Consider the following 14,368-nt stretch of genomic DNA (forward strand, 5'->3'; position numbering starts at 1 on the left):
TACGTTTTTAGTCATATCTGTAAAAGACTCCTTGGAAATCAATCGAGCATCTTGTTTCGACTGATTTTCAAGGCGTCAGATAATTAAAAGAAATAGTATATTCCTTGCGGGCGTGTGTATCCATCAAGCTAAAGATAAAGAAAAATTGACTTTTAAAATGAACATTGACTCCATTTATTGGTAATCTTTAACGCCCTTTGATAAAATTTTATAAGAAGTACAAATGAAATGAAGTAAGGTTCAATCTAGATAGTACCTTTCATACATAAAAGGAGAATGATGAATGATTGATTTTATGTTTTCAGGAACGTTAACAGCATTTAAAGTCTATAACGGAGTACAGCAGAAAAAAGAAATGGCAAGCAAATTGATTGAACTAGAAGCTGCGCAAACGCGTCTATTTGATATGTTTACGAATGAGATTAAAGCGATTCAAGAAGGGCCATTTTATGTAGGTCTAACCTATTTAGAGCAAGCAAACGATGATCATCGAAGCCCGAGGGAATCTAAAAAGATGGTAAAAAATGCTCTGCAAGAATTTATTAAAGCGTACGGTGTACAGCGGGCAAAATTTAGAAAAACAGCTTTTGATGTTCATTTTACGGGCTTTATTCAATCCTACATCAGTATCACTTGGCTAATGATAGATTCTCCGAAAGATGCAAAAAATTGGATTGAGAAGTCAATCGTCTCATTACAAGAAGGTCAACGATTGTTTAAAGATGATATTTCGAACCTTAAAGCAGAAATTTTAGAAATTCAATTAGAAGAGGATCAACATAATCGTAAATTAAATGATTCAGTCGTCTACGCTGGATTAGACTTTTTCTTTGGAAATGCTTCTTTAGCGGAAAAAAAGAGAAAATTACCTGAATATAATGCACTAGTTGACAGATATTCAAAAGCTCAATCCGAAAGTCATAAATATATGCTTGAAATGGAAGAATTACATAAGGGAATTGATATTGAGTTGCTAAAATATGAAGAATCAAAAGGTGAGGCGGCAAGTAAGGTGAAGGGTTTGTTTGGGACAGTAACAGGAATAGCTGGTTCAGCCAATAATAAAATGACCGAAGAAACATCCGTACTAGAAATACCTCTTTCAGTCGAAAAAACAAATCGGATTCAAGGGGTATTTAACAAATTTAAAAAGTGAAACTATGTTTTCTGATAAAATTGATGTTGATTTTTAGAGATTATTTTAGACAGTCTATGAATGAACTTACGAAGATATGCCTTATTTAAGTAGTAAAAAACAAGGTCCAACGAATTTCGTTGGATCTTGTTTTTCAATAGGAATACTTTTCCTCACTAGACTCGTAGAAGAAAGCGAGTGAGAACGGAAACATGACAGCCGAAACAACTTACGCCGTCACTTCACTCACTTCATGATTGAGCTGCCACTGCACACCAAACGGATCTTCGACGATACCGTAAGCTTCACTCCAAAATGTTTTTTGAATCGGCATGATGACGTTGCCGTCTTGCGCCAGCTTGTCGAATGTCTCGTGAATGACCTGGATGTCCGGCAAATGCAGAGCCAGTGTGACGTTTTGGCCAATCGCCACCGGATCGTGCGGCATGGCGTCGGAAAACATGACGCGTGTACCGTGAACAATCAATTGTGAATGCATGACAAGCGACTGGACGTCTTTTGCAAACGGTTGACCGTCCGGACCGTTACCGGGTCCAAACTCCATGATCTCAGGGATGTCTTGACCGAAGATGTTAGCGTAGTAATGGATCGCCTCACGGGTGTTGCCGTTGAAGACCAGATAGGGGGTAATCGGCATGGTAATGCTCCTCTCCATTTGAGCACGACTGACTGATGCTTATAGTATACCAAACATTTGTTCTCTTTTGTGTTTTTTCTGATTAAAAATGAAAGCGATATCATTTATTTTTTTAATTCCAAATAAATTCGAAAAAAATGGTTGTGTCTTTCCAAATTCCCGTCTATACTAAGTTTATCGAAAGCGCTTTCGGTGAAATGAGGTTTTAACGATGGGCACAATTTATGATTTAGCAAAACTAACAGGTTTTTCGATTACGACAGTCTCAAAGGCATTAAACAACTATTCCGATGTCAGTGAGAAAACGAAAGCAAAAATCATTCAGGCGGCAGCGGATATGGGGTACTTACCCAATGCGCATGCTCAGTCCCTTTCGACGAAACGGTCCTGGACGATCGGGGTCATGTTCTCGGAAGCGAACGAAGTCGGGATGATGCATCCGTTCTTCAACGCGATCATCGAAAGCTTCCGTCAAGCGACGGAGCAACAAGGATACGACTTAATCTTTGCTTCACGTAATCTCCGCAACCGCGACATGAGTTACCTCGAGCATTTTCAGCACCGGGCGGTCGACGGTATCGTCGTCATCTGTTCCGATCAAATGGACCAGCACGTCCAAGAGTTAATTCAGAGCACGATTCCAATCGTCGTCGTCGATATGGACAGCGCGGATTGTAGCGTCGTCTTCTCGGACAATCTGACAGGCGGAGCACTCGCTGTCAATCACTTGCATGAACTCGGTCATCGCCGAATCGCCCATATCGCGGGAGATACGACGATTGACGCAGGAAGTGCACGGATTGCTGGGTACGAACGGGCAATGGCTGAACTCGCACTACCGATTTTAGAAGGTTACTTAATCAACGGTGGTTTTTTCTCGGTCGAAGAAGGTAAACAAGCGATGCAGACGTTACTTGCCTTACCACAACGTCCAACGGCAGTATTCGTTGCCGGTGACCAAATGGCGATCGGTGCGATGGAAGCAATCCATGAAGCCGGGTTACACGTACCAGCAGATATTTCAATCGTCGGCTACGATGATATCGAAATGTCGAAATACGTTACACCGAAGTTGACGACCGTCCGGCAAGATACGGAACGGATCGGACAACATGCAGCGGATTTATTGATCGAACAAATCGTCAACAAGCAACGTCTCAAGACGACGGACATCATTCCCGTCGAGTTGATCGTCCGCCATTCAACGGGCCCCGTCAACGACTAACAATCGATTTCGAAATCGCTCTCGCAGGTGGAAGGCGAGGACAAGCGAGAGCGGTTTCGAAACAGTATATTTTTTTAAAGCTTTCCGAAAGGGCTTTCGGAACTTTTTTCTAGCATTTTTCGAAAGCGCTTTCGATATTTTCGGATAATAAATGAAACCGCTTACTAGAATGGTGAGCGAGTACATCAGAAAAAGGATGGGATGACATGCGTAAGAAGTTAGTCAGTGTTTTGACAGTCGGCGCGTTAACAGCAAGCGTTTTAGCAGGATGTTCAGGCGGCGAAGAGGAAAAAACGAGCGGCGGCAAACAAGTCTTGAAAATTTGGTCGTTCACGGATGAGTTAAAAGAACCGATCAAAAAGTTTGAAGAGAACAATGATGTCAAAGTCGAGTTGACGATCGTTCCGATCGCCGACTACCCGACGAAGCTGAAACCGGCACTTGAGAGCGGCGTCGGTGCACCGGATATCTTCACTGGTGAAATCGCCTTCTTGAAACAATGGGTCGATGCCGGTTACTGGGCGAACTTATCTGAAAAAACGTTTAACGCAGGCGAAGTCAAAGACGACTATATCCCGTATGTCTATGACATGGGGAAAGACAAAGACGGTAACGTCCGTGCCCTGTCATGGCAAACGACACCAGGTGGCGTCTATTACAAACGCAGCATCGCGAAAAAAGTCCTCGGTACGGATGATCCAAAAGAAGTCGGCGCGATGATGAACTCGATGGACGGCGTCTTCGATGTCGCTGAGAAGATGAAAGGCAAAGGCTACAAAATGTTCCCGGATGAAGGTTCAATCCGTTGGTTCGCACAAGGTAATGATCCTCAGGCCTGGGTCAACGATAAGCAAGAGCTCGTCTTGACAGAAGACAAGAAGAACTACATGGATTACGCAAAAGAATTACGGACAAAACAATACACAGCACTTGCGCCAGAGTGGTCACCATCATGGTTCGCCGGGATGGATAAGCCGGTCAAAGTCAAAGAAAACGGTAAAGAAACCGAAACAGAAATCTTCTCGTATGTCCTTCCAACATGGGGCTTACACAGTGTCTTAAAAGAAAATGCGAAGAAATCAGCGGGTGACTGGGCAGTCACAAGCGGACCGAGCCCATACTTCTGGGGCGGTACATGGTTAGGTGTCTACAAAGATTCGAAGAAACAAAAACTTGCATATGATTTCGTCAAAATGATGACGCAAGACGAAGAGTTCTTGACGGATTGGGCGAAAGAAACAGGTGACGTCCTTGCATACACACCAGTTACCGACAAAATCAAAACAGACTTCAAAGATGAGTTCCTCGGCGGACAGAACAACTATGAGTTCTTCCTCGATCAAGCGGATCAAATCACACCAGGTATCGTGACGAAGTACGACCAGCAGCTCGATACATTATACGGTGCGTCAGTCATGGAATACGTCCAAGGCAAAAAATCAAAAGACGAAGCACTTGCTGAATTCTACAAAAAAGTCAAAAATGCGTATCCGGACGTCAAAGTACCGGAATAAGGAGACTGGGTGGGGCGGACCTCGCCCTACCTCTTCTTGTTTAAGAAAGGGGTTTGACCTGTGAAAAAACTCGATCGCCATGGTTATCTGTTCATTGCACCGTTTTGGATCGTCTTCTTGATCTTCAGCATCTATCCGGTCGCGTTGACGTTCTATTACAGCTTCACCAACTATACAGGCGCAGAAGGCGAACAACTCGTCGGACTCGCGAACTATACGCGTTTGCTCGGAGATACGTACTTCATTGAAGCCTTCTTCAATACGATCAAGATTTGGGGACTGAACTTCATCCTGCAAATTGGTGGAGCGTTGATGCTCGCCTTACTGTTCTCAGACTTACAACTCAAGTTAAAAGGACTTGCTTTCTTCCGGGCGACGTTCTACTTACCGAACTTAATCACGATCAGCTCGGTTGCCTTGTTGTTCGGGATTTTACTCGACTGGCAACATGGATCACTCAATATGATGTTGATGAAAGTCGGAATCATTTCCGACCCGATCAACTGGTTGACACAACCGGTCACAGCCCAGATTTCCGTTTCACTCATCCTGACCTGGATGTGGCTTGGTCACTCGTTCATCGTCGTCATGGCCGGTGTATCCGGCATCTCGAAAGATTATTTCGAAGCGGCCTTGATTGATGGTGCGACACGCTGGCAAATCTTCTCGCGAATCACGTTGCCGCTGTTAAAACCGATTTTACTGTACATCATGATCACGTCACTGATCGGCGGACTGCAACTGTTTGATCTCCCGATGTTGATCACGGACGGTGTCGGTGCGCCGGATGGTGCCTTGAACACGATGGTCCTCTATCTCTACAATCAAGCCTTTAAGTACAACAACTATGGCTACGCTGCTGCCGTCGCCTATGGATTATTTGCTATCACGCTCGTCTTTTCAATCATCGTCTTCAAAGGGATGTTCCGAAAAGAACGTTCACCGAAAGGAGCCTGACCGATGGAACGAAATGCAGAAGCACGGCGGATCGTCCCGCAAACGGAGGAACAACCGGAGCGTTCAGAACGTCCGCTGAAGTTGGCACCACCGAAACAGAAAAAAGCCTGGTTCGGCAAGAGCCTGATCTATGTCAGCCTGATTGCTTTAACCATTGCCTGTATCATTCCATTTTTGATGATGATCATCAACGCGACCCGGTCGAACGAAGAAGTCCTGTCCGGGTTCTCCTTGATTCCCGGCAACTCGCTCGCTGAGAACTATGCGGCGCTAAGCTCCTACGTCAACATCTGGTCCGGCTTCAAGAACAGTCTGATCATCGCCGTCCTCGTCACTGTCTTATCGGGTTACTTCTCAGCGATGACAGCGTTCGGATTTGCTTTTTATCAGTTCAAAGGAAAAAACGTCCTGTTCGTCTTCATGCTCGTCATGATGATGATTCCGGGACAACTCGGATTGATCGGGTTCTACGAACTCAGTAAGAATTTAGGTATTCTCGACAGCTTTATCCCGCTGATCGTTCCGGCGATTGCCAGTCCATTCACGGTCTTCTTCGTCCGTCAATACTTGCAGACCGTCATGCACCCAAGTTTGATTGAGGCGGCGCGGATGGATGGCGCGAGCGAATGGCGCATCTTCCATACGATCGCCTTGCCAATGATGATGCCGGCGATCGCGACGATGTCGATCTTTACGTTCATCGGTTCGTGGAACAACTACATCATGCCGCTCGTCCTGTTGTTCTCACCAGAAAAATACACGTTACCGGTCTTGATGGGCTTCTTGAAAGGTTCACAAGTCGCAGAAAACTTAGGGGCACTTTATCTCGGGATCGCGATTTCCGTCGTCCCGATCATGATCGCTTTCTTGTTCCTATCGAAATACATCGTCAGCAGCATCTCGGCTGGTGCCGTCAAAGAATAATCTGTTAGTTAAAGGGGAGTACGCGTATGAAATTTGCATCAAACTTCGTCTTCGGAACGGCCACGTCTTCGTATCAAATCGAGGGCGCACACGACGAGGGGGGACGGACACCATCCATTTGGGATACGTTCTGCGATACGGACGGAAAAGTTTTTGAAAAACACAATGGCGATGTCGCCTGCGACCATTACCACCGCTTTGAAGAAGACATTCAACACATTAAACAACTAGGCGTCGATACGTACCGCTTCTCGATTGCCTGGCCACGGATCTTCCCGGCGAAAGGTCACTACAACCCGGAAGGCATGGCATTTTACCGGACACTCGCGACACGCTTACGCGAAGAAGGGATCAAACCGGCCGTCACGCTCTACCACTGGGATTTACCGATGTGGGCATACGACGAAGGGGGCTGGGTCAACCGTGACTCAGTCGACTGGTTCCTCGACTTCGCCCGTGTCTGCTTCGAAGAACTCGACGACATCGTCGATTCGTGGATCACGCACAATGAACCGTGGTGTGCCGGTTTCCTCAGCTACCACCTCGGACACCATGCACCTGGTCATACGGACATGAACGAAGCCGTCCGTGCCGTTCACCACATGCTGTTGTCACACGGAAAAGCGGTCGAACTGCTCAAAGGGGAGTTCAACTCGGCGACACCGATCGGCATCACATTGAATCTCGCACCGAAGTACGCGAAGACGGATTCCGTCAATGATCAGTTGGCGATGAACAATGCGGACGGGTATGCGAATCGCTGGTTTCTTGACCCAATCTTCAAGGGACAGTATCCAGTCGACATGATGAACCTGTTCTCGAAATACGTCCATACGTATGACTTCATCCAAGAAGGCGACATGGCATCGATTTCAGTTGCCTGTGACTTCTTCGGGATCAACTTCTACAGCCGCAACTTAGTTGAGTTCAGTGCCGCGAATGACTTCTTGCACAAAGATGCGTATTCGGATTACGACAAGACCGGCATGGGCTGGGACATCGCACCAAACGAGTTCAAGGACTTGATTCGTCGCCTTCGCGCGGAATATACGTCACTCCCGATCTTCATCACGGAAAACGGGGCAGCGTTCGACGATCAACTCGTCGATGGTCGTGTCCATGACCAAAACCGGATCGACTATGTTGCGCAACACTTGCAGGCAGTCTCCGACTTGAACGACGAGGGAATGAATATCGAAGGCTACTACCTCTGGTCCCTGCTCGATAACTTCGAGTGGAGCTTCGGGTATGACAAACGATTCGGCATCGTCTATGTCGATTTCGAAACACAGGAACGGACATGGAAAGACAGCGCGCATTGGTATGCCGATGTCATCCAGACACATAAAGCAACACTCTCACAGGAAGCGTAACTCAGTCGCAGGCAAGGTCGAATTACATCGGTCTTGCCTGTTTTTTGTCAAAGGAGGATTACAGATGAAGAAATGGCTCGCAATTGCACTTGGGACAGGCTTAGTCTTAACTTATGCCGGTACAGGGCATGCTGAAAAAGCAGACAAACAGGACAAAACGAAATGGAAAGTGGTTTGGTCGGATGAGTTTACGAAACGACAACTCGACCGGACGAAGTGGAACTATGATACGGGAAACTGGATCGTCGATGCGGACGGCAACGGGGTGTCATCCGGTTGGGGAAATAACGAAAAACAATATTACACTGACAAAAAAGACAATGCCTTCATCCGTGACGGAAAACTTGTCATCCGCGCAAAACAGGAAAAGACGACGGACGCCTTCGGAAGTTATGACTACACTTCGGCAAAATTGAAGACAAAGGGATTGTTCAGCAAGACGTACGGCCGTTACGAAATTAAAGCGAAGCTGCCGACGGGAAAAGGACTGTGGCCGGCATTTTGGATGTTGCCGGAGCAGGACAAGTACGGTGCCTGGGCATCATCCGGTGAAATCGATGTGATGGAATCTTGGGGCAGTCAGCCTGAAAAGGTCGCGGGGACGATCCATTACGGCGAAAATTGGCCGAACAATAAATATACCGGCAAGGATTATCATTTCCCGGACGGTGAGCGAATTGACCAGTGGCATACATATGCCGTCGAGTGGGAGCCGGGTGAACTCCGTTGGTACGTGGATGGAAACCTCTATCAGACACAAAACGATTGGTACAGCAAAGGAAAAAATACGGCGACGAACTACAGTTATCCGGCACCGTTCGACCAAAATTTCTATCTCGTGATGAACCTCGCTGTCGGCGGCTGGTTCGACGGGGAAGTCGACGCGACGACGAAGTTCCCGGCTGAGATGGAAGTCGATTACGTCCGGGTCTATGACCTGAAGAACCGCGCCTACCGGGAACCGGTCGAACCGGTTTATGAAGACGTGACGTTACCGGACGGGGCGAAGCAACCGCTTGAAGACGGTAACCTCGTTTATGACCAAGCGTACGAAAAAGCGATCAAGACGATTACGGACGGCGCGCAGACACTTGATCCGACCTACTGGAACTATGTGACGTTGCCTGACTTTGGCGGCACGGGATCGGTCGACGTGACGGAGCAGGACGGAACACGATTTGCTGACGTGATGATCACAAAGCCTGGGGCACAGACGTACTCGCACCAATTGATTCAAAACGTGTCGCTCGCACAAGGTGGCCGTTATCAAGTCAGCTTCGACGCGAGTAGCGACCAGGCGCGGAAGATGGTGGTCAAAGTCGGTGGTGGTGCTGAACGCGGTTATACGAAATACTCGAATGAAGAATCAATTGATTTAACGACGACCGTCAAGCCTTACACGTTTACGTTCGACATGACGGGTGAAACGGATCTTGCGGCCCGGCTCGAATTCAATTTAGGTCTCGCGCAAGCGGGCGTTAAAATCGGCAACGTCCGTGTCGAACAGATTCCACGCGGTGAAATCGATGAAGCGGCAACAAAACCGGCTTTACCGGACGGCAATCAAATCTACAACGGAACGTTTGACCAAGGAGCGATGGATCGTTTGACGTACTGGCAGTTTGATGCCGGGAAAACGAAGGGGACGGGATCGGTCGACCCGGTAACACGCGTCTTCACATTCAAAACGAATACGAAAAAAGGACAAAACGCGACACTGTCGCAACAAGGCGTACAACTCGTAAAAGACCATCAATATGTGCTGCGTTTCAAAGCAGCAGCAAAACGAGTGAACAAGATGGACGTTCAGTTGACGGATGCGACAGGAACGATGGCTTACTTGCCGAAACAACGGATTGCGCTGAGCGGTAAGATGGAGACGTTTGAAGTACCGTTTACGATGACAGAAGCGACGGATTTAAAAAGTCGTCTCCAGTTCATTCTTGGATCAGAGAAAGGGGAAGTGACCATCGATGATGTTGAACTCTTTGACACGACGCCGATCGAGATCGACAAGTCGCCGTTAAAAAACGGCTCGTTCACGGAAGGGCTGAACTTCTGGAGTTCCTACGTTCATTATGATGCACAAGCGGTCGTCTCGACGGTGAATGAAGCTGCAAAAATCGCGATTGCTTCAGAAGGACAGGAGCCATGGAGCGTCTTACTGGAACAAGGGAACTTAGCGCTCGTCAAAGGACAGACGTACCAGTTGACGTTTAAGGCGTCGTCGACGGTTGCACGGCCGCTCGAAGTGACGGTCGAAAATGCGGCGTATACACGCTACTTCAGTCAGGTCGTAGCAGTCAGTCCGACGATGAACACGTACCAATACGAGTTCACGATGGGACAAGATGATACGGCTGGTCTAAAGTTCTTGATGGGAAAAGCGGCAGGCTCTCCGTTTGCAGCGCATGACATCATGATTGATGATGTGAAGCTGGAAGTGAAATAAACCGGACGAGCCCTGACCTGTTAGGGCTCGTTTGTTATGTAATTAAATATTTTTACTTTTTATGGAAGGTTTGACGAAAGGAACGTCGAATACTAGTTCATATCAAAAGTAATGGAGGAATTTGAAAATGCCGAAGGGAACAAAGTCTTATCTCGTACTTTTTTGTACGCTATTACTCGTTTCGATTATGTTGAACGGCTGGCCAGCCGGAATCTATCCGGATGGCTCGATTGGTATAGTACAAATTCTTACGTCGATTGGCTGGTTTGCTTTCTTGATGGGATCAATCCTCATCCTTAAAAACACATCGCTCATCCGTTTTCTGTTTAACTACCTTCGTTTTGGCTTCATCGGTGGGATGGTCGTCTACTTGATCACATTGTTTGAGAATCATCTCTGGGATCAGTCGTGGTTTGACATGATGTCAGGAATCCAATATCCACTGTATGTTCTGTTTGTCGTGCCGATGTTTGGTTGGAATGCCTTTACTGCAATTCCGTATGGTGATTTTTCATTTTTAATTGGTTTCCTCTATCTCTTGATCGCCTTTGGTCTAAGCTTACGGTATAAGAAAATCAAGATTGAACGGTTACGTTACTAAGTAGTAATTACAAATAAAGGCTCGCTTCATAACGAAGCGGGTCTCAGACTGTAGACAACGAACTATGTGCTATCGGGAGAGAAAGCGTCTCTTTTTTCGTTGCTTTCCTCGGGCGAGGCGCAAGCCGTTGCTCCTTGATCCTCACGGACAACGAGCAGGGTCTTGCCTGCCTCTGGCAAGTCGCGTTAAAAACGCACTTTTTCCCGTAGGAGTCAACGAGACGTGACGCTTTTTAGGTAATACCGTGACAGAAAGCCGGGCATGCAGACAGTTGAGCGCAATCCGTCTCAAATCGGCATGTTCACACTTAATAAGCGTTTGTCTACACGCTAGGGCCCGCTTCATAATGAAGCGGGTCTTTCTTTGTCTTTTGAACTGTCAGATAAGTCATACATCTAAAGTTTAAAAATAGGAAACTATTTCTAAAGAAATCTATTATAATCAAATTATCACTAAGATTTGGTTTTTTAGAAACGGAGGTAACCTGATGAAAAAAGCATTAAAGATTGTCATGACAGGTGTACTTAGTATTTCATTACTTAGCGCTACATCTGGTCAAAGTGACGCAGCGACTAAGGCGAAGGCGTTTAAAAACTGTACGGAGATGCAAAAAACGTATAAAGGTGGCGTCTCGAAGAAAAAGGGTTTGAAAAACCGAACGGGTTACGATAAAAATGGGAAAGCCATTTATAAGAAAACAAAGTACGCCCAACATGTAAGCTTAGCGACGTATAATCTCAATAAGTCAAAAGACCGTGACAAAGACGGCATCGCCTGCGAACGCTAAAAAAAGCCCCGCTCTCCTGAATGGAAAGTGGGGCTTCATGCGTTTAGTTAAAGTTCTTTTTGAGGAAGTCTGTCACTTCTCCTGGTGTTTTTGCGTTGGCGCTATGCAAGTGACCAAGCTTCTCGTTGTTTTGGAAAACGAGTAAACTTGGAATTCCCATGACGACATTATCGGATGCGATTTCCGGGAACTCATCTTTATCGATCGTATAGATTGGAAGTTCTTTAAACTGTGACTCGACGTCCGGCATGAAGTAGTCCATCCGTTTGCAGTCCGGGCACCAGTCAGCTTCGAACTTGATGATGACGGGTGTATCGCTTGCGATTAACTCTTTGAACGTGTCTTCACTCTTGATGTAGTTACTCATGTGTAAATCCCCCTATAGTATGATCGTTTGTCTTTAGTCTACTGACTCCGGTACGAAGATGCACGGATTATGCTTTTTTTTGTTCAATAAATTCCCGCAAAAAAGTTGGTTGTTCAAGAGATGTAAGCGGTTTTTCTGTTCAAGAATGTTGGGATATTAAGACTTGAGTTAGTTTGCCTATGAGAAACAAAATTGGTCATTTATTAATTATCTAGTTATAAACAAAATGATTTCTCTAGACCCACTTGTATTGAACTGCTACGATAAGTTTTCGGAATTAAGCGAGTAAGTGGGGGCGGGCGGAATGATGGACGAACAAAAATTCGATAATTTAAAACGGGGCGAACGCGGTGCGATGATTAGCATTGCCGCCTATATCCTATTATCCGTAATTAAGCTGCTTGTCGGCTATTCAGCGGATTCTGCCGCTTTACGGGCAGATGGTTTGAACAATACGACGGATATCATCGCATCGATTGCTGTGTTAATCGGATTACGGATTTCCCGTCGTCCGGCAGATGACAATCACAAATACGGTCACTGGAAAAGTGAGACGATTGCGTCGATGGTCGCTTCTTTCATTATGATGGCGGTCGGTCTCCAAGTGTTGATTGATACGATTTCAAGTTTATTTGAAGGAAAACAAGAATCTCCAGATATCGTAGCTGCCTATGTCGGAATCGGTTCGGCAGTCGTCATGTATTTTGTCTATCGGTATAACCGCAAACTGTCTGAAGAAATTGACAGCAAGGCCGTCATGGCAGCGGCGAAAGACAATCGGTCGGATGCCTGGGTCAGTATCGGAGCGTCGATCGGAATCATCGGTTCCCAGTTCGGGATGCCGTGGCTTGATATCGTGACGGCGATCATCGTCGGTTTCTTAATCTGTAAAACGGCATGGGATATTTTCTCGGAAGCTTCCCACGAACTGACGGACGGCTTTGATGAACAAAAGCTGAAGATGTATGAGGACGTGATTTTTGACCTCGAAGGTGTCAAAGGAATCAAGTCGATTAAAGGACGGAACTACGGCAATAATGAAGTCGTCGATGTCGTGATTCTCGTCAATTCGACACTCAACATCCACCAAGCCCATGATATCGCGACACGAGTCGAAGATACGTTGACGGACGAATATGGCGTCTACGACATTCATGTCCATGTTGAACCAGAGTGAAACATACAAAAAAGGAACGATCGTCAAAAGACGATCGTTCCTTTTTTAGTTAAGAGGTTTATATCCGATTACAGCAACCGTATGAAATTGTCTTGAAAGGGGGCCTTCGATAAAGGTGATTTCGGAAAATCCATGTTTTTTTGCGGAAGGAAGCAGTTCGTTTTCTACTAAATTTTTCATGCTCGTCCAGATGACATCATTTTTCCCATCACAGAACGTGATGACGAAGTGACCACCCGGTTTTAATACGTTATAGATGTCTACTAACGTACCAGAGATATTTTCCCAAAAATAAAGCGTGTGTATGGTGAACACTTTATCGAACTGATCATTTGGGAAAGCTAATTTGTTTAAATCACCGTACAAAACGTCGACACGGCGTGACTGTATAGCCTCTTTATTTCTTTTTTTTACAGAACGTAGCATGGTGGAAGAAGAATCGACACCCGTAATCTGTTTTGCTGTTGTTTGATGTACAAGACGTTCGATGGCATATCCTGCTCCGCAACCAAGTTCTAAAATAGCGTCATCTTGTTGGACGTTCAGAAGGTGGACGGTCCACTCAGTCTCAGGTTGATGTTGCCTAACCATCTTTTCCCCGATGTATGTGCCGAATCTCCCTGTAGGATGTGCATATTGCTGATCGATCAATCGCTTAATGGCGGCAATGATGGTGATCAGCTCCTTTCATTTAAAATTTCCGTTCAATCGTTAATGCGAGTGCTCCGAATACTTTTTCTGATTCTCTTGAGTATATCGTATAGGTCGCGTCTAACAAGTCGTTCATGGACCATCCGATACAATCCATTTGTTCGAGAGGAACATGCTCATACAATGCTTGGAAATCTTTAAAAGTTTGTCGCGCTGTCACTTTGACAATCACTTGTTCAGCCGTAGATAAATTAGTGAATTTAATTAAATCTCCGACTTGAATTGCTTGTCGTTTTTGATCATTTAAGCGAATTTCAACTACTTTTTTTCCGGAAACGATGGATTGAAAAGGGTTTTGATATAATCCCATCTGATGTAACAAAGCCATCTCTCCTTACTCAGAATTCCTTTGATTTCTGCTCATCCTCATTATACTGGAAATACCTCATTCTTGATTATAAATATGTGCATTTTCACATTGTTTATTTATTGACATTATGAACTAATCGGCGTAGATTAATTTACATAGATAATCATTCCAAATGGA

General features: G+C 45.8%; 14 protein-coding genes. 10 read left to right on the forward strand and 4 right to left on the reverse strand.

The annotated features are described in order from the left end of the window. The first annotated feature begins 283 nt into the window (after positions 1 to 283). On the forward strand, positions 284 to 1,156 hold the full coding sequence (locus tag AC0VYQ_RS01840; protein ID WP_475404112.1) for a hypothetical protein: 873 nt from the start codon (positions 284 to 286) through the stop codon (positions 1,154 to 1,156). A gap of 208 nt (positions 1,157 to 1,364) precedes the next feature. Here the strand turns inward: AC0VYQ_RS01840 and AC0VYQ_RS01845 are convergent, their stop codons facing one another. Further along, positions 1,365 to 1,793: a VOC family protein gene (locus AC0VYQ_RS01845; protein WP_475404113.1), complete on the reverse strand. Its 429-nt coding sequence runs from the start codon at positions 1,791 to 1,793 to the stop codon at positions 1,365 to 1,367. A 211-nt stretch (positions 1,794 to 2,004) separates the two neighbouring features. Here AC0VYQ_RS01845 and AC0VYQ_RS01850 point away from each other — a divergent pair, with 211 nt between their 5' ends. The 8 genes from AC0VYQ_RS01850 to AC0VYQ_RS01885 all read left to right on the forward strand — a co-directional run bounded on the left by AC0VYQ_RS01850 (position 2,005) and on the right by AC0VYQ_RS01885 (position 11,626). Further along, on the forward strand, positions 2,005 to 3,018 hold the full coding sequence (locus AC0VYQ_RS01850) for a LacI family DNA-binding transcriptional regulator (RefSeq protein WP_088836158.1): 1,014 nt from the start codon (positions 2,005 to 2,007) through the stop codon (positions 3,016 to 3,018). 206 nt (positions 3,019 to 3,224) lie between these two features. Next, positions 3,225 to 4,532: an ABC transporter substrate-binding protein gene (locus AC0VYQ_RS01855; protein WP_475404114.1), complete on the forward strand. Its 1,308-nt coding sequence runs from the start codon at positions 3,225 to 3,227 to the stop codon at positions 4,530 to 4,532. 60 nt (positions 4,533 to 4,592) lie between these two features. After that, a complete protein-coding gene (locus AC0VYQ_RS01860) occupies positions 4,593 to 5,489 on the forward strand; it encodes a carbohydrate ABC transporter permease (RefSeq protein ID WP_088836160.1) in 897 nt (298 codons plus the stop codon). Between the two features lie 3 nt (positions 5,490 to 5,492). Beyond that, positions 5,493 to 6,413, forward strand: coding sequence for a carbohydrate ABC transporter permease (locus tag AC0VYQ_RS01865; RefSeq protein WP_214808707.1), 921 nt, complete (start codon positions 5,493 to 5,495; stop codon positions 6,411 to 6,413). 26 nt (positions 6,414 to 6,439) lie between these two features. Further along, complete coding sequence (locus tag AC0VYQ_RS01870; RefSeq protein WP_475404115.1) at positions 6,440 to 7,786, forward strand: GH1 family beta-glucosidase; 1,347 nt, start codon at positions 6,440 to 6,442, stop codon at positions 7,784 to 7,786. Positions 7,787 to 7,850: 64 nt separating this feature from the next. Continuing rightward, a complete protein-coding gene (locus tag AC0VYQ_RS01875) occupies positions 7,851 to 10,238 on the forward strand; it encodes a carbohydrate binding domain-containing protein (protein ID WP_475404116.1) in 2,388 nt (795 codons plus the stop codon). Positions 10,239 to 10,365: 127 nt separating this feature from the next. Beyond that, positions 10,366 to 10,839: a hypothetical protein gene (locus AC0VYQ_RS01880; protein ID WP_475404117.1), complete on the forward strand. Its 474-nt coding sequence runs from the start codon at positions 10,366 to 10,368 to the stop codon at positions 10,837 to 10,839. 487 nt (positions 10,840 to 11,326) lie between these two features. Next, on the forward strand, positions 11,327 to 11,626 hold the full coding sequence (locus tag AC0VYQ_RS01885; protein WP_088836165.1) for an excalibur calcium-binding domain-containing protein: 300 nt from the start codon (positions 11,327 to 11,329) through the stop codon (positions 11,624 to 11,626). Between the two features lie 43 nt (positions 11,627 to 11,669). Here the strand turns inward: AC0VYQ_RS01885 and AC0VYQ_RS01890 are convergent, their stop codons facing one another. Beyond that, complete coding sequence (locus AC0VYQ_RS01890) at positions 11,670 to 11,993, reverse strand: thioredoxin family protein (RefSeq protein WP_029332472.1); 324 nt, start codon at positions 11,991 to 11,993, stop codon at positions 11,670 to 11,672. Between the two features lie 307 nt (positions 11,994 to 12,300). Here AC0VYQ_RS01890 and AC0VYQ_RS01895 point away from each other — a divergent pair, with 307 nt between their 5' ends. Continuing rightward, entirely contained in the window at positions 12,301 to 13,170 is an 870-nt protein-coding gene (locus tag AC0VYQ_RS01895; protein ID WP_088838402.1) for a cation diffusion facilitator family transporter, read from the forward strand. Between the two features lie 45 nt (positions 13,171 to 13,215). On the opposite strand, the gene AC0VYQ_RS01900 is transcribed toward AC0VYQ_RS01895, so the two are convergent. Together AC0VYQ_RS01900 and AC0VYQ_RS01905 are read right to left on the reverse strand one after the other, a co-directional pair. Then, positions 13,216 to 13,761 (reverse strand): class I SAM-dependent methyltransferase, encoded by a 546-nt coding sequence (locus tag AC0VYQ_RS01900; protein WP_475404118.1) that lies wholly within the window; start codon positions 13,759 to 13,761, stop codon positions 13,216 to 13,218. Positions 13,762 to 13,861: 100 nt separating this feature from the next. Beyond that, positions 13,862 to 14,203, reverse strand: a complete 342-nt coding sequence (locus AC0VYQ_RS01905; RefSeq protein WP_475404119.1) for an ASCH domain-containing protein — start codon at positions 14,201 to 14,203, stop codon at positions 13,862 to 13,864. Positions 14,204 to 14,368: the final 165 nt, after the last annotated feature.

The organism is Exiguobacterium sp. QJM3NY_9, assembly GCF_056173545.1.

Excerpts from the sequence above, each read along its gene's own strand:
- AC0VYQ_RS01845 (WP_475404113.1), bottom strand. The coding sequence starts at position 1,793 with ATGCCGATTACCCCCTATCTGGTCTTCAACGGCAACACCCGTGAGGCG.
- AC0VYQ_RS01850 (WP_088836158.1), top strand. The coding sequence starts at position 2,005 with ATGGGCACAATTTATGATTTAGCAAAACTAACAGGTTTTTCGATTACG.
- AC0VYQ_RS01880 (WP_475404117.1), top strand. The coding sequence starts at position 10,366 with ATGCCGAAGGGAACAAAGTCTTATCTCGTACTTTTTTGTACGCTATTA.
- AC0VYQ_RS01855 (WP_475404114.1), top strand. The coding sequence starts at position 3,225 with ATGCGTAAGAAGTTAGTCAGTGTTTTGACAGTCGGCGCGTTAACAGCA.
- AC0VYQ_RS01885 (WP_088836165.1), top strand. The coding sequence starts at position 11,327 with ATGAAAAAAGCATTAAAGATTGTCATGACAGGTGTACTTAGTATTTCA.
- AC0VYQ_RS01840 (WP_475404112.1), top strand. The coding sequence starts at position 284 with ATGATTGATTTTATGTTTTCAGGAACGTTAACAGCATTTAAAGTCTAT.
- AC0VYQ_RS01900 (WP_475404118.1), bottom strand. The coding sequence starts at position 13,761 with ATGGTTAGGCAACATCAACCTGAGACTGAGTGGACCGTCCACCTTCTG.
- AC0VYQ_RS01890 (WP_029332472.1), bottom strand. The coding sequence starts at position 11,993 with ATGAGTAACTACATCAAGAGTGAAGACACGTTCAAAGAGTTAATCGCA.
- AC0VYQ_RS01870 (WP_475404115.1), top strand. The coding sequence starts at position 6,440 with ATGAAATTTGCATCAAACTTCGTCTTCGGAACGGCCACGTCTTCGTAT.
- AC0VYQ_RS01875 (WP_475404116.1), top strand. The coding sequence starts at position 7,851 with ATGAAGAAATGGCTCGCAATTGCACTTGGGACAGGCTTAGTCTTAACT.
- AC0VYQ_RS01865 (WP_214808707.1), top strand. The coding sequence starts at position 5,493 with ATGGAACGAAATGCAGAAGCACGGCGGATCGTCCCGCAAACGGAGGAA.
- AC0VYQ_RS01895 (WP_088838402.1), top strand. The coding sequence starts at position 12,301 with ATGGACGAACAAAAATTCGATAATTTAAAACGGGGCGAACGCGGTGCG.